At 70.2% G+C, this 23,651-nt stretch carries 21 protein-coding genes and 2 pseudogenes; 9 read left to right on the top strand and 14 right to left on the bottom strand.

Annotation, left to right across the window (positions count from 1 at the left end; translation table 11 throughout):
* Positions 1–115: 115 nt before the first annotated feature.
* The 6 genes from ACFY9I_RS31110 to ACFY9I_RS31085 all read right to left on the bottom strand — a co-directional run bounded on the left by ACFY9I_RS31110 (position 116) and on the right by ACFY9I_RS31085 (position 6,243).
* Complete coding sequence (locus ACFY9I_RS31110) at positions 116–1,093, bottom strand: fumarylacetoacetate hydrolase family protein (protein ID WP_391007604.1); 978 nt, start codon at positions 1,091–1,093, stop codon at positions 116–118.
* Between the two features lie 103 nt (positions 1,094–1,196).
* On the bottom strand, positions 1,197–2,183 hold the full coding sequence (locus tag ACFY9I_RS31105) for a cyclase family protein (RefSeq protein ID WP_391007602.1): 987 nt from the start codon (positions 2,181–2,183) through the stop codon (positions 1,197–1,199).
* A gap of 52 nt (positions 2,184–2,235) precedes the next feature.
* Positions 2,236–3,258, bottom strand: coding sequence for an amidohydrolase family protein (locus ACFY9I_RS31100; RefSeq protein ID WP_391007600.1), 1,023 nt, complete (start codon positions 3,256–3,258; stop codon positions 2,236–2,238).
* Positions 3,255–3,734 (bottom strand): DoxX family membrane protein, encoded by a 480-nt coding sequence (locus ACFY9I_RS31095; RefSeq protein WP_391007598.1) that lies wholly within the window; start codon positions 3,732–3,734, stop codon positions 3,255–3,257. Before ACFY9I_RS31095 ends, ACFY9I_RS31100 begins: the two co-directional genes overlap by 4 nt.
* 144 nt (positions 3,735–3,878) lie before the next feature.
* On the bottom strand, positions 3,879–5,117 hold the full coding sequence (locus ACFY9I_RS31090; protein ID WP_391007596.1) for a cytochrome P450: 1,239 nt from the start codon (positions 5,115–5,117) through the stop codon (positions 3,879–3,881).
* Positions 5,118–5,184: 67 nt separating this feature from the next.
* Positions 5,185–6,243, bottom strand: a complete 1,059-nt coding sequence (locus tag ACFY9I_RS31085) for a fumarylacetoacetate hydrolase family protein (protein WP_391007594.1) — start codon at positions 6,241–6,243, stop codon at positions 5,185–5,187.
* Between the two features lie 332 nt (positions 6,244–6,575).
* On the opposite strand from ACFY9I_RS31085, the gene ACFY9I_RS31080 reads away from it, so the two are divergent.
* From ACFY9I_RS31080 to fdxA, 6 genes are all read left to right on the top strand, one after another.
* A complete protein-coding gene (locus ACFY9I_RS31080; protein ID WP_391007593.1) occupies positions 6,576–7,541 on the top strand; it encodes a LysR family transcriptional regulator in 966 nt (321 codons plus the stop codon).
* 264 nt (positions 7,542–7,805) lie between these two features.
* The gene (boxC, locus tag ACFY9I_RS31075; protein ID WP_391007591.1) at positions 7,806–9,515 is read left to right on the top strand and encodes a 2,3-epoxybenzoyl-CoA dihydrolase; all 1,710 of its coding nucleotides are present in this window, start codon (positions 7,806–7,808) and stop codon (positions 9,513–9,515) included.
* 4 nt (positions 9,516–9,519) lie between these two features.
* Entirely contained in the window at positions 9,520–10,941 is a 1,422-nt protein-coding gene (gene boxB, locus ACFY9I_RS31070) for a benzoyl-CoA 2,3-epoxidase subunit BoxB (RefSeq protein ID WP_391007590.1), read from the top strand.
* An 11-nt stretch (positions 10,942–10,952) separates the two neighbouring features.
* A complete protein-coding gene (locus tag ACFY9I_RS31065) occupies positions 10,953–12,545 on the top strand; it encodes a benzoate-CoA ligase family protein (protein WP_391007588.1) in 1,593 nt (530 codons plus the stop codon).
* Positions 12,546–12,667: 122 nt separating this feature from the next.
* Positions 12,668–13,684, top strand: coding sequence for an FAD-dependent oxidoreductase (locus tag ACFY9I_RS31060; protein ID WP_391007587.1), 1,017 nt, complete (start codon positions 12,668–12,670; stop codon positions 13,682–13,684).
* 16 nt (positions 13,685–13,700) lie between these two features.
* Entirely contained in the window at positions 13,701–14,042 is a 342-nt protein-coding gene (gene fdxA, locus ACFY9I_RS31055; protein ID WP_391007586.1) for a ferredoxin, read from the top strand.
* Positions 14,043–14,260: 218 nt separating this feature from the next.
* On the opposite strand, the gene ACFY9I_RS31050 is transcribed toward fdxA, so the two are convergent.
* Positions 14,261–15,094, bottom strand: coding sequence for a PaaX family transcriptional regulator C-terminal domain-containing protein (locus tag ACFY9I_RS31050; protein ID WP_391007584.1), 834 nt, complete (start codon positions 15,092–15,094; stop codon positions 14,261–14,263).
* A gap of 281 nt (positions 15,095–15,375) precedes the next feature.
* On the opposite strand from ACFY9I_RS31050, the gene ACFY9I_RS31045 reads away from it, so the two are divergent.
* Positions 15,376–15,927 (top strand): gamma carbonic anhydrase family protein, encoded by a 552-nt coding sequence (locus tag ACFY9I_RS31045; RefSeq protein ID WP_391007583.1) that lies wholly within the window; start codon positions 15,376–15,378, stop codon positions 15,925–15,927.
* Positions 15,928–16,121: 194 nt separating this feature from the next.
* On the opposite strand, the gene ACFY9I_RS31040 is transcribed toward ACFY9I_RS31045, so the two are convergent.
* Positions 16,122–16,946 (bottom strand): SDR family NAD(P)-dependent oxidoreductase, encoded by an 825-nt coding sequence (locus ACFY9I_RS31040; RefSeq protein ID WP_391007574.1) that lies wholly within the window; start codon positions 16,944–16,946, stop codon positions 16,122–16,124.
* 139 nt (positions 16,947–17,085) lie between these two features.
* On the opposite strand from ACFY9I_RS31040, the gene ACFY9I_RS31035 reads away from it, so the two are divergent.
* Positions 17,086–17,973: a helix-turn-helix domain-containing protein gene (locus ACFY9I_RS31035; RefSeq protein WP_391007581.1), complete on the top strand. Its 888-nt coding sequence runs from the start codon at positions 17,086–17,088 to the stop codon at positions 17,971–17,973.
* 60 nt (positions 17,974–18,033) lie between these two features.
* On the opposite strand, the gene moaA is transcribed toward ACFY9I_RS31035, so the two are convergent.
* From moaA to ACFY9I_RS31020, 3 genes and pseudogenes are all read right to left on the bottom strand, one after another.
* The gene (gene moaA, locus ACFY9I_RS31030; protein ID WP_391007579.1) at positions 18,034–19,023 is read right to left on the bottom strand and encodes a GTP 3',8-cyclase MoaA; all 990 of its coding nucleotides are present in this window, start codon (positions 19,021–19,023) and stop codon (positions 18,034–18,036) included.
* Between the two features lie 104 nt (positions 19,024–19,127).
* Positions 19,128–19,450 (bottom strand): annotated as a pseudogene (locus ACFY9I_RS31025) (XdhC family protein); the annotation flags it as partial.
* Positions 19,448–19,908: pseudogene (locus ACFY9I_RS31020) on the bottom strand (molybdopterin cofactor-binding domain-containing protein); the annotation flags it as partial. The pseudogenes ACFY9I_RS31025 and ACFY9I_RS31020, both read right to left, overlap by 3 nt.
* Here ACFY9I_RS31020 and ACFY9I_RS31015 point away from each other — a divergent pair.
* Positions 19,846–20,028, top strand: a complete 183-nt coding sequence (locus tag ACFY9I_RS31015; RefSeq protein WP_391007839.1) for a hypothetical protein — start codon at positions 19,846–19,848, stop codon at positions 20,026–20,028. The pseudogene ACFY9I_RS31020 and the gene ACFY9I_RS31015 overlap by 63 nt on opposite strands.
* A 786-nt stretch (positions 20,029–20,814) precedes the next feature.
* Here ACFY9I_RS31015 and ACFY9I_RS31010 read toward each other — a convergent pair.
* The 3 genes from ACFY9I_RS31010 to ACFY9I_RS31000 all read right to left on the bottom strand — a co-directional run bounded on the left by ACFY9I_RS31010 (position 20,815) and on the right by ACFY9I_RS31000 (position 23,330).
* Entirely contained in the window at positions 20,815–21,438 is a 624-nt protein-coding gene (locus tag ACFY9I_RS31010) for a TetR family transcriptional regulator (RefSeq protein ID WP_391007577.1), read from the bottom strand.
* 353 nt (positions 21,439–21,791) lie between these two features.
* Complete coding sequence (locus ACFY9I_RS31005; RefSeq protein WP_391007575.1) at positions 21,792–21,959, bottom strand: alpha/beta fold hydrolase; 168 nt, start codon at positions 21,957–21,959, stop codon at positions 21,792–21,794.
* 546 nt (positions 21,960–22,505) lie between these two features.
* Positions 22,506–23,330, bottom strand: a complete 825-nt coding sequence (locus ACFY9I_RS31000) for an SDR family NAD(P)-dependent oxidoreductase (protein ID WP_391007574.1) — start codon at positions 23,328–23,330, stop codon at positions 22,506–22,508.
* Positions 23,331–23,651: the final 321 nt, after the last annotated feature.

The following is a 23,651-nucleotide window of genomic DNA, read 5'->3' as shown; positions in this document are numbered from 1 at the left end:
GGACCGGGCGTAGCCCCTGACGGACGGCGCCCGGTCGGTGTGCTCATCGATGCGCGCCTTCGCGCTCACCGGACTTCGCCCCCCGCCGAAGCACTACGCTCGTGTCACCGCCCGCTCACGACAGCCGCTTCCTTGCCCGTGCGCGTGCCCGCGGCCGTGGCCGGGCGGCGCGGACCGGCGGGAGCTGAAGGCCGGGGACGACCCGGTTGCGGATGGTGCCGATGCCCTCGACGGTCATCTCCACGACGTCGCCGGGCCGTAGCGGCGGCGGGTCCGGGCGCCCACGGAGGCCCCACAGCTCGGCCAGGCAACCGCCGTTCCCGCAGGTGCCCGAGCCGAGGACGTCCCCGGCGCGGACCTCGCTGCCGCGGGATGCGTAGGAGACCAGCTCCTCGAACGGCCAGCCCATGTTGGACAGCAGGTCATGTCCGATCTCGGTGCCGTTCACGGAGACCCGCATCTCGAGGGACAGGAAGCCCTCGTCGTCCCGGTACGGCTCCAGTTCGTCGGCGGTCACCAGCCACGGGCCCAGGGTGCCGGCGAAGTCCTTGCCCTTGGCCGGGCCCAGGCCGACCCTCATCTCCCGGCGCTGCAGGTCGCGCGCGGACCAGTCGTTGAGCACCGTGTAGCCGAAGACGGCATCGCGGGCCTGCTCCGGACTCAGCGACGCGCCGTCCCTGCCGACGACGGCGGCGACCTCGAGTTCGAAGTCGAGCAGCTGTGAGCCGGGCGGGACGGCGACGTCGTCATGGGCACCGACGAGCGCGTAGGGGTTGGTGAAGTAGAAGGTGGGTGCCTCGTACCACTCCGACATCACACCGCCGTCGGTCATGCTCCGCACCACCCCCTCCACGTGCTCCTCGAACGCCACGAAGTCCCGCATGGTGGGCGGGGCGAGCGGCGGCAGCAGCCGGACGCCGTCCACCGGCACGGCCTGCGTCTCCAGCGCCGTGCCGCCGGTCTCCAGCGCGGCCGGCAGTCCCGCACGTACGAGGTCGAGCACCGTCGTCCCCTCCGGGAGGGCGTGCAGCCCTGCCTCGGAGACGACACCCGAAAACGTTCTGCCCTGGGACTCCCAGGTCGCGAACTTCACCGACCCGGACCGGCGAGGTGGAGGGGCGGCGGAGTGAGCGTGTTCGACGGACGTCGGTCGACGATGGCGTCGTGCACCACGGGCACGGTGGGCTCCTTACCCGTCATTTGACGGCGAGGGGGTTGACCGGTGCGCCGACGGCGCCGGTCACGGGCAGGGGGGCGGCCACGAGAAGGAACTCGTAGACGCCGTCGGCGGCGCAGTCGGCCGCCAGGGTGTCGAGGTCCCACATCTCCCCGAGGAACAGGCCCATGTGCGGGATGGCGACCTGATGCAGCGGCTGGAAGGCGACATCGAACTCGTTGGGGCGAACCTCGAAGCCCCAGGTGTCGGTGGCGATGCCGGCGATCTCGGAGGAGTGCAGCCAGTCGGCCGTGGTGAACGACAGACCGGGAGCGGGGCCGCCCGCGTAGTCGCCCCAGCCGTCGCCCGCGGCGATGCCGCGCCGGGCCCGGGTGAGCTGGCCGGTGCGGACCAGCAGCAGGTCGCCGCGGCCGACCCGGGCGGTCTCACCTTGCGCGGCGATGGTCGCCTCGAGGTGTTCGGCGGTGATGGCGAAGCCGTCCGGCAGCTCGCCCTCGGCCCCGATCGCCCTGCCGACGTCGAGCAGCACACCCCGGCCGGCGATCCTGTCGGCCACGGTCTCGATGCCGGTGAGCCTGTCTCCCTCGCTCGTCACCACCTGGGAGGCGCGGCGTCCGTTGTAGGCCGTGCCGTGGTCGAAGATGTGGCCGAGGCCGTCCCACTGGGTGGAGGCCTGCAGCGGCATGAAGACCACGTCGTCCGCGCCGCCGAGCCCGTGCGGGAACTCCGCCGGGCCGAATTCGGCGTCCAGGCCGGAAGAGAGCATGGTGTGCACAGGGTTGGTGCGCCGCCGCCACCCCTTCTGCGGGCCTTCCGCGTCGAAGCGCTGGGCCAGCGAGAAGCTCACGCCGCGGCGGGCCAGCCGCGCGCCCTGCGCCCGTTTGGCCTCGTCGAGGAAGTTCAGCGTGCCGAGGACGTCATCGGCGCCCCAGCGGCCCCAGTTGGAGACGCGCTTGGCCGCGGCCGCGATGGCCCCTTCGGGATCGGAGCGGTCGAACGTGGTCACAGGTCTTCCTCCGTGGAGTTCCGATCAGGGATCGGCAGCAAGGTCATCGGGGCTATGGGTGCGCGGTTCCTACCGCCGGGATCGGACCGAGGAGGCGGGCGGCGTTGCCACCGCGGATGGCGTCGGTCGTGGCCTGGTCGAAGCCGGCCGCCTCCAGGCGGTCGACCGGGTCGACCACGCCCATGTCGAACGGGTAGTCGCTGCCGAGGGTCACCTGACTCGCGCCCATCGAGCCCACCAGGTGCCGCAGCTGCTCAGCGGTGTAGACCAGCGAGTCGACGAAGGTGCGGCGCAGCAGCGCGGACGGCGGCTCGACGGTGGTGTGCGCGTCGGAGCGGGCCGCCCAGGCGTGGTCGGCGCGGACCATGTAGCCGGTCAGGTAGCCACCGCCGTGCGCGGACCAGATCTTCAGCCGCGGGTGCCGCTCGAGCAGTCCGGAGAACACGATCCGGGACAGCGCGAGAGCGGTTTCGGTGGGGTTTCCCACGCTGTTGAACAGGTAGTAGGCGTTCAGCCGCTCGCCGAGGGTGCAGCCCCAGGGGTGGATGAGCACGGCGGCGCCCAGTTCCTCGGCGGCGGCCCAGAAGTCGGCCAGCGACGGGTCGTCGAGTTCCCGGCCCGGGCCGGCGGAGGTCGAGATCTGCACCCCCCGCATACCGAGGTCGCGGACCGCTGACACCAACTGCCCGACCGCCAGATCGGGGTGCTGCAGCGCTATGGTTCCGATCGGAAGCAGTCGAGTCGGTTCCTTCGCGCACAACGCCGCGATGCCCTCGTTGCCCACCGCGACGATGCGGGTGGCCAGCTCACGGTCGGCCCACGCATGGGGCAGCGGTACTGCGCTGACCGCCTGCACCTGCACACGCGCGGCGTCCATCGCGGCAAGCCGCAGGTCGAGGTCTACCAGCTTCGGCCCGAGCTCGGCGATCTGCTTCAGGTTCACTGCCAGCGACGCCCGGCCGAGGGTGGCCGCGTCGATCTCCCGCTGCCGTGCCAGGCCCGGCTGCCCCTCGATCAGCGCGTCGACAGCCGGTACGCCCGCATGGGCGTGCACATCGACGGTGAGCACGCTCACGGCGCCACCACCTCATCCGTCCGAGCCGACTGGGGGCGCTGATCCCAGCCGTTGTCCCATCCGATCAACCTGTCCAGGGACACGGGCCCGGGACCGGCGAGCAGCACGACGATGAAGCCCGCCATGATGAGGAGGGGGACTTGCGCGCCGATGCTCTCCGCCGTGTTGTCCGGCGCGAGCCCGAACTGCGCCTCCCACGAGAGGGCGAGCGCCATGTGCACGATCGCCGGGATCGCGACGATCCGCGACAGCAGGCCGAGGACGAACATGCCGCCTCCGACCACCTGCAGCAGGACCGCCACCCAGCCGATGAGACCGGAGAACGGCACACCGAAAGCCTCGCGGACGAGTTGGCCGAACTCTGCGGGAGAGTATTCGAAGCCGTGCGCGATCAGGGTGACCCCGGCGGCCACGCGTACGACGAGTGGTGCCAGAGGTCTGAGGCGCTGGACAGGTGGCAGGGAAACGATCGCCATGTCTGTTTCTCTTTCCCGTGGGGTGACGGAGGTGATTTGAGCGTTGGGGAAAGCCGCGCTCGTGGATCGGCGACCGGATCAAGAGGTCGCTCGCGAGCCGCGGCCGCCCACGGGCCGCACAAGAAAGACGGGTCGGCCGAGGGGTCAGTTGTCGCGGTCGGCCGCGCTCCGGAGACGGACCGGCACCCTCTCGAAGCCCCCGCCCAGCAGGCCCACGTCGTTCAGGGGCTGATCGGCGAGTTCGATGGCTGTCGTCCTGGCCAGGATCTCCTCCAGCACGACCCTCATCTCCAAGCGGGCCAGCGGGGCACCGACGCACTTGTGGACGCCGTGGCCGAAGCCGAGGTGGCGGTTCTGGCTCCGGTCGAGGACGAACTCGTCGGGGTTGTCGAAGGCCTCGGGGTCGCGGTTGGCGGCGGCGAAGTTGAGCCCGACGGGGCAGCCCCGCGGGATGGTACGGCCGTGCAGTTCGACGTCGGTGGTGGCCAGCCGGCCGAGTTCGTGGAGGGGCAGGTCGAGGCGGATCATCTCCTCCACCGCCGCCGGTATGAGGTCGGGCCGCGACCGTAGCTCCTCCTGCAGCCCGGGGACGGTGGCCACCCGGTGGATCGCCGACCCGAGTGTCTCCGCAGTCGTGAAGTGCCCGGCGGCGATCATCGCCATGGCGATTTTGATGACCTGGTCGTCGGTGAGCTTGCTGCCGTTGATCTCGGTGGCCAGGACGCCGCTGATCATGTCGTCGTCGGGATCGAGCGGTGCGGCCCGTCGCTGCGCGACGACGACACCGGCGTACTGGGCGAAGACGCCGAACATGACGTCGTTGAATTTCTCGACGTCGTATTCCGTGTCCAGCATGATCTGCCAGTGGTCGAGCAGCTCCCGCGCGGCCTCTTCGGGTAGGTTGAGCAGCGCCGTCAAGGCCTGGGCCGAGACAGGCCTGCAGAGCGTGGGATTCACGTCGGCCTCCCCGGCGGCGAGGAGCGCCTCGATGTGCTCGACGGCGTAGCGCCGGATGAGCGGTTCGAGCGCGGCCATGCGGTCCGGCCTGAAGTAGCGGTTGAGCATGCGCCGGAACAGGCCGTGCTCGGGCGAGTTCAGGGTGATGGGGATCTGGTCGCCGAGCGGCATCCCGATGAACGGGGTGGTCGAGGGGTCGCTGCGGAAACGTGCTGTGTCCAGGGCGGCGGCGCTGACGTCCGCGTACCGGGTCAGGGTCGCGTGTGTTTCGGGGGTGTCGCTGAAGGCGACCGGGCACTCGCGGCGCAGACGGGTGTACTCGGCGTACCGCTCGGGTGAGCGGAGCCCGCCACCGCGGGATCGGCCCCCTCGGTCCTCCTCCGGGTACCAGTCCGGTTCGGCATGTGTCTCGACGGCGGACGACATGGTGCACCTCGCTTTCCGGTAGAGCAGCGATCGCTTGGGTGGGGCCGACCAGGTCGGCCGGCCGTGCTCAGTCGGTCGGGAAGGGGCCGAAGTGGGGTTTGCGGCCCTGCAAGTCCTCGGCGACGCAGCGGTTGCGCTGTCGTCCGAGGTAGGTGATCTCACTGTCGATGACGTCGCCGTCGTGCAGAAAGCGACCGTGGTGCTTGCCGTTGCCGGGCGGAGAGCCCATGAAGATGATGTCCCCGGGCGTCAGCCGGACGTGCTCGGAGGCGTACGCCACGAACTGCGCCGGGTCGAAGATCATGTCGCCGGTCGGCCAGTCCTGCATGACCTGGCCGTTGACCTTCAATGTGGTCCGGATGGTGTCGTCGAGCGTGAAGAACTGCGCGGGCACGACGAACGGCCCGGTCGGCTTGAAGGCGGGCTGGTGCTTGCCCATCCAGTCGAAGCCCCACGGGATGTCGGTGCGGCGGAACTGGTCGACGGTGCCGAGGTCGTTGACGATCGTGTAGCCGGCGATCAGCCCCGTCGCCTCGTCCGGGGTGAGGAACCGACCGGTGCCGCCGACGACGACCCCGAGTTCGAGCTCCCAGTCAGGCTCGTCGCCCAGGGCCGGCAGCACGACGTCGTCGGTCGCCCCCACGAGCGAGGAGTGCATCCCGACCCAGGCGAAGGGAATCCCCTCTCGCGACCGGCGCTCCATGAACGCGAGATTGCGCTGGAAGAACTCCTCGTCGGTCTCGCCCGGTCGACGGTTGTGCTGGTTGAAGGCGTTCTTCGTCAGCATCTGCGCCGAATGTGTCTTGTAGTTGGCGCCGGCGCCCAGGAGGTTGGGATGGCTGAGCGGCGGCAGCACACGCAGCTCCGCCAACGGTCGGGTCGGTCGGGAGGAGCCGCTCCACACCTCCTCGAGGAACCGGAAGTTCGTCGTCCAGTCGGCGAAGACCTCGTGCAGGTCGTGGAAACGGTCGGACAGGTCGGTGACCCTGCCGTCGGCGGTCACGAGGGCCGGGAAGGCACGCGTCTCGCCGGCGAAGGTACCGAGCGCGAAGGTTCCCGCGCGCAGCCCGGTCGCCGGGTCGACCGGGTGTTCCGGAGCGCGCGTGACAGGGGTGGTCTCAGTCATGGGTCACGTTTCCGTTTCGGTGACGCTGGGTCGTGCGGGACGCACGACACCTGGACGGCGAAAGTCATGGATCACCTTTCGCCCTGGGTCTGTCCGACCTTTCCGGCGGACGAAAAGGAGCCCGGAGGACGGGCCGGCCGGAGGATGATCTGATTGTGACCCGGGCCATGAGGCCTGGGATATGCTCAGCCTTATATGCGACCCATCGACGGAATGGATGCTCAGGCATCGACCGGCCGGTGCGAGTCGTTCGGCGAAGGCTTCGGAGCCGCACTGCTGCTGGTCGGCTCGCCGAACCGCGCCTGGAACAGTAGCCGGGGGAGGACACCGCGGTGACGTACAACTCGACTCCAAGCCCCACGGCAGGTGGACGCACCTCGGAGCCGTCAGGCCGGATACTGCGCAACCAGGACGTGGCGACCCTGCCCGTCCTGCGCGCCCTGCTGGTCGAGCGCAACGTCACCCGGGCCGGCGAGTCCGTCGGCCTGAGCCAGCCCGCCACCAGCGCGGTGCTGGCCCGCCTTCGTCGCCGGTTCGGTGACCAGCTGCTGATCCGGGTGGGCCGGGACTACGAGCTCACGCCGCTGGCCGCCGGCCTCCTGTCACGGATCGAGTCGGCCACCGAGGCGCTGGAGCGCGTGTTCGGCGACGACTTCGACCCCGCGACGACCAACCGGCAGTTCTCCCTCGCGCTCTCCGACTACACCGTCGCCATCCTGTTCGAGGAACTCAACCGGATTCTGGCCGAGGAGGCCCCCGGCGCCGGACTCGACCTTCGCCCCCTCACCACCAGCTCCCACCTCGACGCCGACGCCCTGATCCGGCACACCGACGGGGTGGTCCTGCCGCATGAGCTGGTGCAGGGCTATCCCGGTCGGCTCCTGCTGCGCGACCGCTGGGTGTGCGTCGTGGCCGACAGCAACACCGTGATCAGCAGCGAGCCGACCCTGGCCGAACTCGCCGTCCTGCCGTGGGTGAGCCAGTTCACCCACTCCGACCCGGCCAGCTTCCCGGCACTGCGCCACTTGCGGTCGAACGGCATGGAGCCGCACGTGGAGGTGGTGACCGACAGCTTCCTCTCGGTCCCGTTCCTGCTCGCCGGCAGCAACCGCGTCGCCTTCCTTCAGGAGAGACTCGCGCGACGCCTGGCACCCGTGGCGCCCGTGCGGATTCTGCCGAGCCCGGTGGACATCGGACCTCTCAACCTGTCGCTGCGATGGCACCCGACCATGAGCGACGATCCCGGCCACCGATGGTTCCGTGACGCGCTGGGGCGTGCGGCGGAACGCGTCGCCTAGCCACGCCCAGCCAGGCCCAGCCAATCGTCGCCTGGCGAATTCCGGCATCCGACGTGTCCGGACGGCGAGCGCTTGCCGCCGACGGTGGGGTGCGATACGCGGTTTGTCGCCTACTGCCCGCCGTCGCGGTGCCAGGGGCTGCCGGCGCAGCGGGGGCCATGAACAGCCGCGCGAACTCCTAGGGGCGATAGCCCACCTCGGTCAATGTTCCACCGCGGCCAATGTTCTACAGAACCTTGACGCACTTGGTTTCTTCTGTAGAAGATGCTCTCGTCGAACCCGTACTGGCGCGAGGAGGCGCTCGTCATGGTGGTGGTGTCCTTCGACCGCAGTCCGGACGCGTACCGGCACTGGAAGCTGAGCATCGACGGCCCGGTCGCATGGCTGGAGATGGACGTCGACGAACAGGGCGGCTTGGTCCCCGGGTACGAGCTGAAGCTCAACTCCTACGACCTGGGCGTGGACATCGAGCTCTACGACGCCCTCCAGCGGCTGCGGTTCGAGCACCCCGAGGTGCGCTCGGTGGTGCTGACCAGCGCCAAGGAGAAGGTCTTCTGCGCCGGGGCGAACATCCGGATGCTGGCGGCCTCCTCGCACCACTGGAAGGTGAACTTCTGCAAGTTCACCAACGAGACCCGCAACAGCATGGAGGACGCCTCGGAGAACTCCGGGCTCACCTTCATCGCCGCCGTCAACGGCTCGTGCGCGGGGGGCGGTTACGAGCTCGCGCTGGCCTGCGACCGGATCCTGCTGATCGACGACAACTCCTCGGCGGTGGCGCTGCCCGAGGTCCCGCTGCTGGGCGTGCTGCCCGGCACCGGCGGCCTGACCCGGGTCACCGACAAGCGCCGCGTGCGCAAGGACCTGGCCGATCTCTTCGCCACCCGCCCCGACGGCGTCCGCGGCAAGACGGCGGTGGACTGGCGGCTGGTCGACGAGGTCGTCCCGCGCCGGGACTTCCGTACGATCGTCGAGCAGCGCGCCCGGGAAGCGGCCGAGCACAGCTCCCGCCCGGCGGACGCCCGGGGCGTCGAGCTGACCCCGCTGGGGCGCGACGTCACCGAGGGCGGCATCGCCTACCGGTACGCCCGCGCCGAGTACGACCGTCCGCTCGGCCTGGTCCGCATCACCGTGCGGGGGCCCGACGGGGACGCCCCCGCCGACGCCGCCGCGATCCACGCCCAGGGCGCCGACGGCTGGCTGCTCGCCCTCACCCGGGAGCTCGACGACCTGATCCTGCGGCTGCGGGCGAACGAGATCGAGCTGGGCACGTGGGTGCTGTGCACGGAGGGCGACCCCGAGCGCGTACTGGCCCATGAGCGGGCCGTACGCGCAGCCGCCGCCGAGGGCGACTGGCTGGCGGGCGAGATCGTGCACTACTACAAGCGCACCCTGAAACGGCTCGACGTCACCAGCCGCAGCCTCATCGCGCTGATCGAGCCGGGGAGCTGCTTCGCCGGGCCGCTCCTGGAGCTTGCCCTCGCGTGCGACCTCCAGTACATGCTGGACGGCCCACCCGTCGATGACCCCGAAAGCGACGCCCGCGCCCAACTCACCCTCTCCGAGGCGAACTTCGGCACCTTCCCCATGGGCAACGGCCTGACCCGTCTGGAGTCCCGCTTCTACCAGGAGAACGACCACCTCGACTGGCTGCGCCGCGAAACCGGGCAGCCCCTGAACCCCGCCCAGGCCCGCGAACTCGGCCTCGTCACCGACGCGCCCGACGACATCGACTGGGAGGACGAGGTGCGCATCGTCCTGGAGAGCCGGGCGGCACTGAGCCCGGACGCCTTGACCGGAATGGAGGCCAACCACCGGTTCGTCGGCCCGGAGACCATCGAGACCAAGATCTTCGGCAGGCTCACCGCCTGGCAGAACTGGATCTTCATACGCCCCAACGCCTCCGGCCCGGAGGGTGCCCTGCGCCGCTACGGCACCGGTCAGAAGGCGGTCTACGACCGGAAGCGAGTGTGACCCGATGCCCACGAAGATCGACTACGACTCCCGGATCCCCAACAACGTCGCCCTCGCCGACGACCGGCGCCTGCAGCGGGCGCTGGAGGGCTGGCAGCCCAAGTTCCTCAACTGGTGGGGCGAGATGGGCCCGGCCCTGGAGAACCACGGCGTCTACCTGCGCACCGCCGTGTCGGTCGGACGTGACGGGTGGGCCCACTTCGACCACGTCAACGTGCCCGACTACCGGTGGGGCATCTTCCTCTCCGAGCGCGACCCCGAGCGCCGTATCGCCTTCGGTGAGCACAAGGGGCAGCCGGTCTGGCAGCAGGTGCCCGGCGAGTACCGCGCCGACCTGCAGCGGCTCATCGTCGTCCAGGGCGACACCGAGCCCGCCTCCGTCGAGCAGCAGCGGCTGCTGGGGCTGACCGCGCCGAGCCTCTACGACCTGCGCAACCTCTTCCAGGTCAACGTGGAGGAGGGCCGGCACCTGTGGGCGATGGTGTACCTGCTGCACGCCTACTTCGGCAGGGAGGGCCGGGAGGAGGCCGAGGCGCTGCTGTTCCGCAACTCCGGCAGCCCCGACTCGCCGCGCATCCTGGGCGCGTTCAACGAGGAGACCGCCGACTGGCTGGCCTTCTACATGTTCACGTACTTCACCGACCGGGACGGCAAGTACCAGCTCGGCTCGCTGAAGGAGAGCGCCTTCGACCCGCTGTCGCGGACGTGCACCTTCATGCTGAAGGAGGAGGCGCACCACATGATGGTCGGCACCACCGGCGTCGACCGCGTGGTGACCCGCAGCGCCCAGCTGATCCGCGAGCACGAAACCCTGGACATCGCGGCCTGCGGCGGCATCCCGCTGGACATCATCCAGAAGTACATCAACTTCCACTACACGGTCTCCCTGGACCTCTTCGGCGGCGAGACCTCCACCAACGCCGCGAACTACTACACCGCCGGGCTCAAGGGCCGCTGGCAGGAGGAGCGCCGCAAGGACGACCACCGGCTCACCGACGACAGTGCGTTTCTGGACAGGCCGGAGGCCGACGGCAGTTGGTCCCAGGAGGAGGTCCCCGCGCTGCTCGCCCTCAACCTGGACCTGCGTGACGAGTACATCGCCGACTGCGAGAACGGCCTCAAGCGCTGGAACCGGATCCTGGAGGATCACGGCATCGACTTCCGGCTGAAGCTGCCGCACCCTGGTTTCAACCGGAACGTCGGCCTCGCCGCCGGACACCACATCACCCCCGACGGCACGATCGTCGACGAGCAGGTCTGGGAGGCCGGCCGCCGCCACTGGCTGCCCACCGCAGAGGACCTGGCGTTCGTCCGGTCGCTGATGCAGCCGGTGTACGAGCGCGGGAAGATCGCCCACTGGGTCGCGCCGCCGGTCAACGGCATCAACGGTCAGCCGTTCGACTACGAGTACGTCCGACTGGTGTGAGGTGAGCCGGGATGCCTGAGGTGTTCAACACGGCGGACTACCTGGTCGACCGGCACCTGCGGGAGGGCAACGGCCCCCGCACGGCCCTGGTCACTCCCACGCGGGCGCTGACCTACGAGGAGCTGGCGGCGGACGTCCGCCGGGTCGCTGCCGGACTGCGGGCCCTGGGCGTACGGCCGGAGGAGCGTGTCCTGCTGTGCATGGTGGACGACGTGGAACTCTTCACGGGAATCCTCGCCGCCTTCCACATCGGCGCTGTGGCCGTCCCCGCCTCGACCATGCTCACCGGCCCCGAGCTGGGCAAGCTGATGGCGGACTCCCGCTGCCGGATCGTGTTGGGCTCCGCCGAGTTCGCCCCCGTCGTCCGGGTGGCACTCCAGGAGGCACCGGAGGTGGAGCACGCCGTCCTGACCGGCGACGACTGCGCAGGACTGCCGGTCCACGTCCAAGGGCGCACCTGGCGGCAGATGCTGGACGCGGCAGGGGACGGCGAGCCGTACCCGACCTGGCCGGACTCGCCCGCCCTGTGGCTGTACACCTCCGGCACCACGGGCACGCCCAAGGCGGCCATGCACCGGCACATCGACATCAAGGTGGTCGCCGAGAACTACGGGCGGCAGGTGCTGGGCATCGGGCCCGGGGACCGCTGCCTGTCGGTCGCGAAGCTCTTCTTCGCGTACGGCATCGGAAACTCCATGTTCTTCCCGCTGGCGGCGGGCGGCACGGCACTGCTGGAACCCTCCAGACCGTCCGCCGCGCTGTTCGCCAAGCGGGCGGGCGGCGACCGGGCCACGGTCCTGTTCGGCACGCCCAGTTTCTTCGGCCCCCTGCTCGCGAGCGCCGACATCCCGGACGACGCCTTCGCGACCGTACGGCTGGGCGTCTCGGCCGGTGAGGCACTGCCCGCGCGGATGTACCACGGGATGCTGCGACGGTTCGGTGTCGAGGTGCTCGACGGCATCGGCTCCACCGAGATGCTGCACATCTTCATCTCCAACCGGCCGGGCAGGATCCACCCGGGCTCCTCCGGCGAACCCGTCCCCGGCTACGAGGTGGAGCTGCGCGACGTAGAGGGCCGCGTGGTGGAGGGCGACGGCACACCCGGAGAGCTCTACGTCCGCGGCGAGTCCGCCGCCACCGGCTACTGGTGCCGGGCCGGGACCACCCGCCAGGTCTTCCTCGGCGACTGGGTGCGCACCGGCGACACCTACCTCCGCAACGCCAGCGGCACCTACACCTGCATGGGCCGCACCAACGACCTGCTCAAGGCGGGCGGCATCTGGGTCTCCCCGGCCGAGGTGGAGGAACGCCTCCTCGCTCACCCGGACGTGGCCGAGGTCGCTGTGGTGGGCGTACCGGACGCGGACGGTCTGGACAAGCCGGTCGCGTGTGTGGTGCCGAAGCCCGGCCGCGAGGTCGATGCGGACGCGCTCGTCGCCTGGTGCCGGGAGGGACTGGCCGCGTTCAAGCGCCCGCGCGGGGTGATCGGGCTGCCGGAGCTGCCGCGTACGCCCACGGGGAAGATCCGCCGCAATGTGCTGCGTGCGATGGCGCGTGACGGGTCGTGGGCGGAGGCGCCCGCGTCACCGGTATCCCGGGGCTGAGCCGACGGCGTCTTCGCCCCTGCCCTCGAACCCTTCTGCCCCGGACCCCTCTCCTCGGACGCCGGAGGGGCTGACAACCCTCCGCCGGAGGGCTGATTCCCCATGCGACAAGGAGGACGCGCATGTCCCCGCCTGCCGCGGATCACAGCACGGATCTGCTCATCGTCGGCGCCGGCCCCACCGGTCTCTTCGCGGCCTATTACGCCGGTTTCCGCGGTCTGTCCGTGACCGTGCTGGACTCGCTGCCCGAGCCGGGCGGCCAGATCAACGCCATGTACCCGGAGAAGCACATCTTCGACATCGCCGGGTTCCCCGCCGTACGGGGGCGGGAGCTCGTCGACGGGCTCCTGGAGCAGGCGGCACCCTACGACCCGTCCTACCTGCTCGGCCACCGGGCCGAGACACTGGAACGAACCGCCGAGCGCGGCTTCGCCGTGACCACGCACCAGGGCGTGCGGGTGCGGGCCCGGGCCGTGCTCGTCACCGGCGGCATCGGCACCTTTACCCCCCGCCCGCTGCCGGCCGCCGCCGCGTACGAGGGGGCCGGGCTGGCGTACTTCGTGCGCCGGCCGGAGGAGTACGCGGGCCAGGAGGTGGTGATCGTCGGCGGCGGGGACAGCGCCTTCGACTGGGCCCTCACCCTGCACCCGCTGGCCGCGTCCGTCACCCTGGTCCACCGACGCGACGCCTTCCGCGCGCACCCCGCCACGGTGACCGCCGTACAAGCCCTCGGCGTGGAGATCATCACCGAGGCCGAGCTGACCGATGTCGTGGGCGACGAAAGGGGCCTCGCGGCCGTCGAGATCACGCAGCGCGACGGGCGGGCCCACCGCCTGTCCTGCCAACGGATCATCGCCGCCCTCGGCTTCACCGCCAACCTCGGACCGCTCCTCGGCTGGGGCATCGACATCGCGAACCGGCGCCACATCCCGGTCGACTCGGCCATGCGGACGTCCGTCCCCGGGATCTACGCGGCCGGCGACATCAACTACTACCCCGGCAAGGTGCGGCTGATCGCGGTCGGCTTCGGGGAGGCGGCGACCGCCGTCAACAACGCCGCGCACCACATCGACCCCGAACAGCCGGTGTTCCCCGGCCACTCCACCGACGTTCCCACGGCGGCCGCGCCTGCCGCCTAGCACGGAAGAAGCCCTCATGCCCTACGTCATCGCCGAGCCCTGCATCGACATCATGGACCGCTCCTGCATGGAGGAGTGCCCCGTCGACTGCATCTACGAAGGCGACCGCAAGCTCTACATCAACCCGCTGGAATGCATCGACTGCGGCAACTGCGAGCCGGTCTGCCCGGTGCAGGCGATCACGCAGGACCGCCGGGTGCCGCCGGAGCTGAAGGACTTCGTCGCCGACAACAAGCGGTTCTTCGCCGAACCGCTGCCGGGCCGGGACGAGCCGATCGGCGCGCCGGGAGGCGCCACGGCCCACGGCCCGGTCGGCGCGGACACCGAACTCGTCGCCGCGTACGACTCGCGCGGCTGAGCACCCGGGCGGAGGAGCGCCGTGATCGACGGTGCGACCGCGGTCGATGGCGCGACCGCGGTCGACGCGCACGTCCACGCTCCGAGACCGTCCACGCTCCGAGACCGTCCACGCTCAAGCCGGCCTGGTCCGAGTGGACGGACACCTTGCCGAAGCCGAGGAACGACGGCCGGTGGTGCCGGTCGGCACCGCCAGCGGGCTGAGCATCGACGGTCGCCTCAGGCCTGGCCGTGACTCCCGGTCAGCTCATCCCACCGCTCCAGCGCCGCCGGGCTCCATTCGGCGTGCCTGCCGTGGAAGAGGTCCGCCGCCTTGGCGCCACTCCAGTTGGCCGGCAGCAGCTTCGGTGGAAGCCGCGGGTCGAGGAAGGGGAAGCGGCGCCATTCGTGCACCAGCATGGTCTGGGCGTGCAGCACGGCGTCGCCGTCGGCGGGGCGCAGGCCGGTGAACTCGTCGATGAACGCCTCGTAGCGTTCCTCCACCTCGCTGAGGTCCCAGGCACGGGCCACCATGGCCGCCTCGCTGCCCACGGCTCCGTAGGCGGCGGTGAAGGACATCGCGTCGTCGGCGAGCCCCAGTTCCTTCAGCACGCCGAGCGCCTCCGCCTCGCGGTCGGCGTGCGGTGTGATCCACACGCCCGGCTCCGGGGAGCCGAAGCCGGCCCAGCTGAGCCGGGTGCGCACCTGGTGCCGCAGATCCCGCTTGGCCTCAGGCACCGAAACCAACACCACCAGCCAGGTGTCGTCCCAGGTGCGCTCGCCGCCGCCGAAGTCGTAGATGCGCTGCGCGCCCTCGGTCAGCAGGCGCCGCCCCGGCGGGGTGAGCGCCCAGCGCACCCGGCGTCCGACTCGCTCGGAGGCCAGCCATCCCTCGGCGGCGGTGCGGGCCAGCGCCTGGCGGGCCGACTTCTCCTCGACATCGAAGTTCGCCAGCGCGTCCACCAGCGCCGAGGTCCACACCGGGCGGCCCTGAGGGAGCACGTACTCGCCGAGCATGGTCATCAGCAGCGACCGTGCGCTGACGTCACCGATCTCCCGGCGCCGGCTGACCACCGGCCGCGCACCTGTTGTGGGGACCCGGCCGGCTCGGGTGCTCCGGCGGGGCCCGTGCGACGCGGCATCCACCATGGTCCCTCACTTCCCTTGCTGCCAGGCCGTCCTGATGTATCACGCCGTCGCGCGACACCGGATCCATCAGCGTATCCGGACGCTTCGGCGGGGAGCGGGGAGGACCGCTCTTTCCTTATACGTTACCTTGTCGCAAAGTGAAGTATCAGTAGAGTGTCTGTCGGGCAGGCGGGTGGTCGGCCCGACAGACGAGCGAGGTGGCGGTCATGCCGGTGTATGCCCTCGGGTCCGACGAGCCGGACATTCATCCCAGCGCCTTCGTCCACCCCGACGCCGTCGTGATCGGGAGCGTGTCTATCGGCGCGGAAGCCAGTGTCTGGCCCGGTGCAGTCTTGCGCGGAGACCTCGGCGGACGCATCGAGGTGGGCGCTCGCACCAGCATCCAGGACGGCACCGTCCTGCACACCACCGAACAGTGGCCGACCGTGATCGGCCCCGAGTGCGTGGTCGGCCACAACGCCCACCTGGAGGGATGCACGGTGGAGCGCCACTGCCTCATCGGCTCCGGCTCCGTGGTCCTCAACCGGGCCATCGTACGCGAGGGTGCCGTGGTCGGCGCCGCCGCACTGGTGCCGGAGGACCTCGAGGTCCCGCCCAGAGTCATGGCCCTCGGAGTCCCGGTCCGGCTGCGCGAGGGGGAAGTCGATCCCTCATGGGTGGAGTACGCCGTACGCGCCTACGTCGAGGCGGGCGCGCACCACCGGCGCGATCTCAGGCGCATCGACCGCCCCACTGCGGACTACCGGTGGGTTGAATGACAGCTCCGGCGCGCTCCAAGTCGCCGCTTGCGTGACCGTCGGCGCGACGATATTCGCCGCGATCGGCGGCGGGCCGCTGCTGCGCAAGCAGGTTCAGCCAACGGGTGTTCGTTGTGGACGTGCGTACGCCCGCCGACCGCTCCCATGGCTGTGGGGGCGGTCGGCGGGCGTGGCTGGTGTCGTGGGTGTGTGGGTTATGCGGCGTTGCCTTGGGCCTGGGTGGAGATGTCGGCCCATTCCTGCCAGGTCTTGAGGCGTTCGGCGTAGACGTGGGGGACGAGGTGGAGCGGAGGGGTGCCGAAGAAGACGCGCAGGGGCGGGTTGTCGGCGTCGATGATCTTGAGGAGGGCGGGGCCGGTTGCGGTGGGGTCGCCGGACTTGACGTCGGCCCAGGAGGCGGCGACGGCGGTGCGCAGGTTGTCGTAGGCGGGCAGTTGTGTGGCGAAGGTGGCGGAGGCGCCGGCCCAGTCGGTTTCGAAGCCGCCGGGTTCGACGAGGGTGACCTTGATGCCGAAGTCGGCGATTTCCTGGGCGAGGGCTTCGGTCATTCCTTCCAGGGCCCACTTGGAGGCGTTGTAGCCGCCGAGGTTGGGGAAGGAGACGATGCCGCCGACGGTGGAGATCTGCACGATGTGGCCGCTGTTCTGGGCGCGCAGGAGGGGCAGGGCGGCCTGGGTGATCCACAGGGCGCCGTAGAAGTTGGTTTCCATCTGGTCGCGGACCTGCTGTTCGGTCAGTTCCTCGATGGCGCCGAAGAGGCCGTGTCCGGCGTTGTTGACGATGACGTCCAGGCGGCCGAAGTGCTCGTGTGCCTGCTGGACGGCCTGGAATGCGGCGGCCTTGTCGGTGACGTCCAGCTTCAGCGGCAGGATCGCCTCGCCGTGGGTGGCGACCAGGTCTGCGAGGGAGTCGGTGTTGCGGGCGGTGGCTGCGACCTTGTCGCCGCGCTCCAGGGCTGCCTGGGTGAACTGGCGGCCGAAGCCGCGGGATGAGCCGGTGATGAACCAGATCTTGCTCATGGGGAAGCACTTCCGTTCGAGATGAAGTCTTGTGGGGAGACTGTACATCGGACTGATACTGAGTATCAAATCGAATCGTGGGGTCGATGTTGTACGCTGCTCGCACCAGCGAGGCACCTTTGACAACTGGAGGACAAAGATGTCTTCACCTGTGGCGCGTGGTGACCAAGGGACGTTCGGACTTGACCGGCGTACCGAGCTGAGGGAGTTCCTGCGTTCTCGCAGAGCCCGGCTCAGGCCCGAGGACATGGGCCTGCCCTCGCACGGGCGGCGGCGGGTTCCCGGTTTGCGCCGCGAGGAGCTGGCGCAGCTGGCGGGTGTGTCGTACGCGTACTACGCGCGCCTGGAACAGGGGTACGGCGAAACCATGTCGGCCGAGGTGCTGGACGCCGTGGCCCGCGCCCTGCGGCTGACCGAGGAGGAGTGTGACCATCTGGTCCGGCTGGCCCAGCCCGAGCGGCAGAGCGCGACGCGTGCCGCGCCCTCGCCGCAGCGGCTGCGGCCCGCCGTCCAGCACCTGCTCGACGCGCTCGGCGTACCCGCCTACGTCGTCGACCGGCGCATGGACCTCCTCGGGTGGAACCGGCTCGCCGCCGCCGTCTTCGGGGACTGGGCCCAACTGCCGCCCGAGGAGCGCAACGTGGCCCGGCTGATCTTCCTCTCGCCCGAGGCGCGCGACAGGTTCGCCGATCCGGGACGGACGGCTCTGGTAGTCGCCGGCGTTCTGCGTACGAACGCAGGCAAGAGCCCCGGAGACGCACACTTCTCCTCGCTGATCGAGGAGTTGTCGCAGCGGAGCGAGGAGTTCCGGCGGTTGTGGGCACATCACGAGGTGGGCTGCGGAACCGTCGGCGACATCATACGGATGCGGCACCCGCTGGTGGGAGAGTTCGACCTCGTGCACGAGCCCATGGCACTGCCTGGGGGCGCCCCCATGCGGCTGGCCACCTACCATGCCGAGCCGGGCTCCCGGTCGGATGAAGCCCTGCGGATGCTGGCCAGGTGGGAGATGGAGCCGCAGCACTGACATGTGGGAAGGCCCACGCCATGTGCCCCGGGTGCGGTCGGCGGCCTGCCTGCCATTCCGTCAGCCGCCGATCGCCGACATCGGCCTCTCCGGCCGCACGAACGAGGGATCGTCCAGGCCAGAACCCGCCTTCTTGCCCCACATCGCCGCACTCCAGATGCGGGCGATCTCCTCGTCGGGGGCGCCGGAGCGGAGCGCGGCGCGCAGGTCGGTCTCCTCCTGGGCGAACAGGCAGGTGCGTATCTGGCCGTCGGCGGTGAGGCGGGTGCGGTCGCAGGCCGCGCAGAACGGGCGGGTGACGGAGGCGATGACGCCGACCACATGCGGGCCGCCGTCGACGAGCCAGCGCTCCGCCGGTGCCGCGCCGCGCTTCTCCTCGCCCTCGGCGGTCAGTTCGAAGCGGGTGCGCAGGGAGGCCAGGATGTCGCCCGCCGTGATCATGCCGTCGCGCTTCCAGCCGTGCTGGGCGTCCAGGGGCATCTGCTCGATGAAGCGCAGCTCGTAGTCGTGTTCCACGGCCCAGGCGAGGAGGTCGGGGGCCTCGTCGTCGTTGAGCCCCGGCATCAGGACCGAGTTGACCTTGACGGGGGTCAGGCCCGCGTCGCGGGCGGCGTGCAGGCCATCGATGACGTCCTTGTGGCGGTCGCGGCGGGTGAGGGTCTTGAAGACGTCCGGGCGGAGCGTGTCGAGGGAGACGTTGACCCGGTCCAGGCCTGCCTGCTTCAGGGCCGTGGCCGTGCGCTTGAGGCCGATGCCGTTGGTCGTCAGCGACATCTGGGGGCGGGGGTCCAGCGCCGCGACGCCCTCGACGATGCCGACCAGGCCCGGGCGCAGCAGCGGCTCGCCGCCGGTGAAGCGGACCTCCTCGATCCCGAGGGACGTGACCGCGATGTCGATCAGGCGGACTATCTCGTGGTCCGTGAGCAGGTCCGGCTTGGCCAGCCACTGCAGGCCCTCCTCGGGCATGCAGTACGTACAGCGCAGGTTGCACCGGTCGGTCAGTGAGACCCTGAGGTCGGTGGCCACCCGGCCGTGGGTGTCGGTGAGCACGTGGGGCCTCTCCTCAGCGTGTATCGGATTTCTGTGGCTCGTCAGCGAGCGCGCGACGACTCGGCGCGCGTCGCATGCGGCCAGGAGCGCGGCTGGTGACGACATCCGGGCCGCGGGAACGGAATGATCTCGGCGGTGATGGAGATTGCTGTCTCCTCGGGGGTGTGGGCGCCGAGGTCCAGTCCGATCGGTGAGCGCAGGCGTGCGAGGTGCCCATCGGTCACGCCGGCCTCCCGCAGCCGGTCCAGGCGGTGTTCCTGAGTGCGGCGGGAGCCCATCGCGCCGATGTAGCCGACGGGAAGGTCGAGGGCCGGGCGGAGCAGGGGGATGTCGAACTTGGCGTCGTGGGTGAGGACGCAGAAGCCGTGCGGGTGTCGAGTTGGGTGGTTTCCAGGTAGCGGTGCGGCCAGTCGACGACGACTTCGTTGAACCGGCTGTTCTCCTCCGGGGTCCAGGATCCGCGCGCCTCCAGGTGGGTGCGGTCGTTGCGGGCGAGGAGCTGCCGGTAGGTCTCCCCGCGGGCGGGGCTGCCCTTCACATGGAGCCGGCCGCCGCGGACCACGACGCCGTCGGCGTCGACGCCGTGCAGCGGTGAGCGCTCGTCCTCGACCGCGAGCTTGATCGCCTGCTGCCGCAGTTTGTCGCAGGTGTCCTGGGCGACGGGTCCCACGCTGGCCGTGGTCTGGGAGGCGCCCTGTGGCGGGGCCGGCGCCATGGTGGAGTCGCCGAGCCGGAAGGTGACGTGACGGGCGGCCGGGCCGAGGCGTCGGCGGCGATCTGGGTCACGGAGGTGATGGAGGTGTACGTGCCCGTACTCACGTCATGGGTCGCGGACTGGACCACCACGGTGCCGTCGGCATCGAGCCCTGCGTGGGCGTGGGCCTCGAGTGGATGTGCATCCAGGACGTCCGGTGGTCCAGGTGGCGCTTGGTGTGGGAGGGCAGCGAGTACCAGTACATGACGGGACAATGGGGGGAACTCCTCGGTCAGCGCGTGGACGACTGATGCGGGTGAGCAGTCCCGCCGCGTGGCGTCGTGGTCTGCGCGTCCCGGCGGTGCCGGTCGGGACGGCGTCTCTTGATACGGTCCACGCCGTGGCGGACGAGGCGCACCGTCGGCCCAGGCGGAGTGCGGCGGCCAGGGGTTGAACACGATCGGCAGCCGCCCCACCCGGATCGGTGCGGCACGACATCCACTGTGCGGCACGAGGCTCGATCCGACGAGCAGACGTTTTTGGGACGACTCCGGTAGGTACCACCGCCGTTGCTACGTCTGGCAGTAGCAGGCAGAGCGCTCCGGCCGCCGACGGCTCTCGGGGCCTTAGGGAACTGTTGCCGTTGGCGTTGTTACGCCAGACTGTGCCGGAGGTGTCGCGGGGGACGATGTCAGCTTTGCCGCCCGCCGGGCAACGTCTCCGGGAGGCCTCCTCGACGTCGCCGAGTGCGTGTACCGCGACGAGGTGTGGCGGTACGGGCAGTGCCGGACATCAGGGCGGCGCCGGCGAAGGGTGGCGGTGATGAGGCCGTAGCCGATCGTGTGGCGGCTCAGCGTGAAGGCAGCCCACCGGATCACATCTCCATCCGGGATGTTCCACGGCCCGCTAGGTGTATGGGCTGACGGATGCGGCCATCGTAGCCGGGAGATGCTCTCGGGCGTGATGGACGTGGACGTGATGGACGTGGAAGGGCTGCGGAGAGGGCTGCGTGTGCACCAGGTGCGGTTGTGGCCACTTACTGCCGTGGCAGAGTCGGCGTCCGGCGTGGTGGCGCGCCGACGGGGCGGCGGGCCCGGTCACTCCCTCAACGCGCCCATCGCCCGGTCGAGCAGCACGGCCAGCGGGACAGTGCCCTCGCAGGCCACCCAGCCAGTGGCGGCCACGTCCAGGCAGGCGAGGGCGCAGGCGGCCAGTGCACTCGGCCTGGTGTCCTCGGGCCGGCCCGGGCTGACCCCCAGTCGCCGGGCGATCTCCGGCACCAGCAGTTCCTGCCAGCTCAGCTGCTTCTCGTAGTGCCCGGCGCGCAGGGACGGTGTCTCCTGCAGCATGCGCAGATAGGCAAGTGTCTGCTCGGGTGCCTGCTCGTTCGCCTGCGTGAGGACGTCGAACGCCCGGCGTAGTGCCTCCCAGGGCCGCTCGTCCTCGGGGCGGGCGGCCAGTGCCTCCGCGATCTGACGGCCGGATTCCACCAGGCGGCCCAGAACGATCTCTTCCTTGGTGCCGAAATAACGGAACAGGCTGGCGCGCGACAGGCCCACCTCGGCAGCGATCTGGTCGACGGTCGTCCGATCGAACCCCTGCTCGCTGAAGAGGCGGTGCGCCACCTCGACCACCTCCGCCTGAACGGTCGCACGCATGCGCTCACGCAGGCCGGGCGGCTTGCGGGTGGGCTGGTCGGCGGTACGAGCGCTCTCATCCATACCGGAAGTGTACATCAGGGACTCAGTTTGATACTGAGTGTCGCGCTGAGTCTTGGTTTGCCTGGTAGGTTCCGATTCATCCCGCGTACAGGGGTGAACAGCAGGCGCAACAGGGTTGCTTCGCCCGCCGCCCGGCTCGACGGGCCGGTCGACCTCGGGGTGCGCACAGGCCACACTGGCCCGAATCGTGGACTCCGCCGTGGACTCGCTGATCGAGGTGCGCGTCACGGCGGCGACGTCCCTGGAGGCGCAGCGGCGGGCCGGTGTCGGCAGAGGTGCGCTGCCGCACGGCAGGATCTGCGAGAGCAGGGAGGTGCGAACCTCCCTGCCATGGGGTGGGAAAGCCATTCCGGTCAGCAGTGGGCGCTCTGGGGGAACCGGGCGCCGGCCAGGAACCGCAGCAGCTTCTGGTCGTAGAGGGCGGGCTGCTCCCAGTGGGGGGAATGGCCGGCTTGGGAGAACGTGAGCAAACTGGCGTTGGGCAGGTGCTTGAGCAGCGTCCTGGTCACCGGCAGGGGCATGTACAGATCCGCGCCGCCCGCCGTGAGCAGAGTCCTGACCTGCTTGGTCTCCAGCAGGTCCCACGTGGTCGTGCGCGCCAGCTTCGGCGCCAGGTCCGCATGCCCCCGTACGCCGTGCCGAGCAGGTGGAACCTGTTCAGCCCCAGATGATCGGCCAGCATGAGCAGATCCTCGGAGGACGGCGGGTCCTGGGGGGCGCAGCCTAGGGCCGGTAGTGGCCGCGCCGCGAGTACGCGATCACCCGGTGACCGGCCCTGGCCGGCACGGGCTGCTGGTACGGCCAAGCCAGTGTCCTGCCGCTGCCCGCGTGCTCAAGGACGACGGCCGTTCCCCTGCCGCCTGCGTTCTCCAGTTCGATCAGGGCTGACCGGACACCCCTCACGGAGGGGCGTCTGCCTCTGGGCAGTGCCGTCCAGTGGCCGGCGCGGCCGTCACTGCACGGCCACACCGGCCGTCCAACGGCCCGGGAACGCGCTCCGGAAGCCGTTCCCCTGGGCAACCGGCCCGTGCCGCAGCGCGGGGTGTCCGCGGTGGGACGGTCTTGCTCTATGCGGCGTTGCCTTGGGCCTGGGTGGAGATGTCGGCCCATTCCTGCCAGGTCTTGAGGCGTTCGGCGTAGACGTGGGGGACGAGGTGGAGCGGAGGGGTGCCGAAGAAGACGCGCAGGGGCGGGTTGTCGGCGTCGATGATCTTGAGGAGGGCGGGGCCGGTTGCGGTGGGGTCGCCGGACTTGACGTCGGCCCAGGAGGCGGCGACGGCGGTGCGCAGGTTGTCGTAGGCGGGCAGTTGTGTGGCGAAGGTGGCGGAGGCGCCGGCCCAGTCGGTTTCGAAGCCGCCGGGTTCGACGAGGGTGACCTTGATGCCGAAGTCGGCGATTTCCTGGGCGAGGGCTTCGGTCATTCCTTCCAGGGCCCACTTGGAGGCGTTGTAGCCGCCGAGGTTGGGGAAGGAGACGATGCCGCCGACGGTGGAGATCTGCACGATGTGGCCGCTGTTCTGGGCGCGCAGGAGGGGCAGGGCGGCCTGGGTGATCCACAGGGCGCCGTAGAAGTTGGTTTCCATCTGGTCGCGGACCTGCTGTTCGGTCAGTTCCTCGATGGCGCCGAAGAGGCCGTGTCCGGCGTTGTTGACGATGACGTCCAGGCGGCCGAAGTGCTCGTGTGCCTGCTGGACGGCCTGGAATGCGGCGGCCTTGTCGGTGACGTCCAGCTTCAGCGGCAGGATCGCCTCGCCGTGGGTGGCGACCAGGTCTGCGAGGGAGTCGGTGTTGCGGGCGGTGGCTGCGACCTTGTCGCCGCGCTCCAGGGCTGCCTGGGTGAACTGGCGGCCGAAGCCGCGGGATGAGCCGGTGATGAACCAGATCTTGCTCATGGGGAAGCACTTCCGTTCGAGATGAAGTCTTGTGGGGAGACTGTACATCGGACTGATACTAAGTATCAAGTCGAATCGTGGGGTCGGCATGAGGGCGGGTATCGGTGCGCGGGCCTACCGCCGTCCCGGCATGTGCGAGCGAAGGTGAGACGACGAAGCCCCACCGGATCTCCAGTGGGGCCTCTGAACGAGTCGGCCAGGACGGCGCGCGCGGGCTGCGTTCGGCGCAGGTCGGTCGGTGCTGTCAGGCCCGCGCGCCGTAGAGCGCGGCGAGTTCGGTGGACACGGAGGCGAGTTCGGTGCGGGCCTCGGGCGGGTCGA

Source organism: Streptomyces sp. NPDC012510, assembly GCF_042955065.1.
GTDB lineage: Bacteria > Actinomycetota > Actinomycetes > Streptomycetales > Streptomycetaceae > Streptomyces.
The sequence above is the reverse complement of the archived record's forward strand: the minus strand, read 5'-3'. Positions and strand labels throughout refer to the sequence as shown.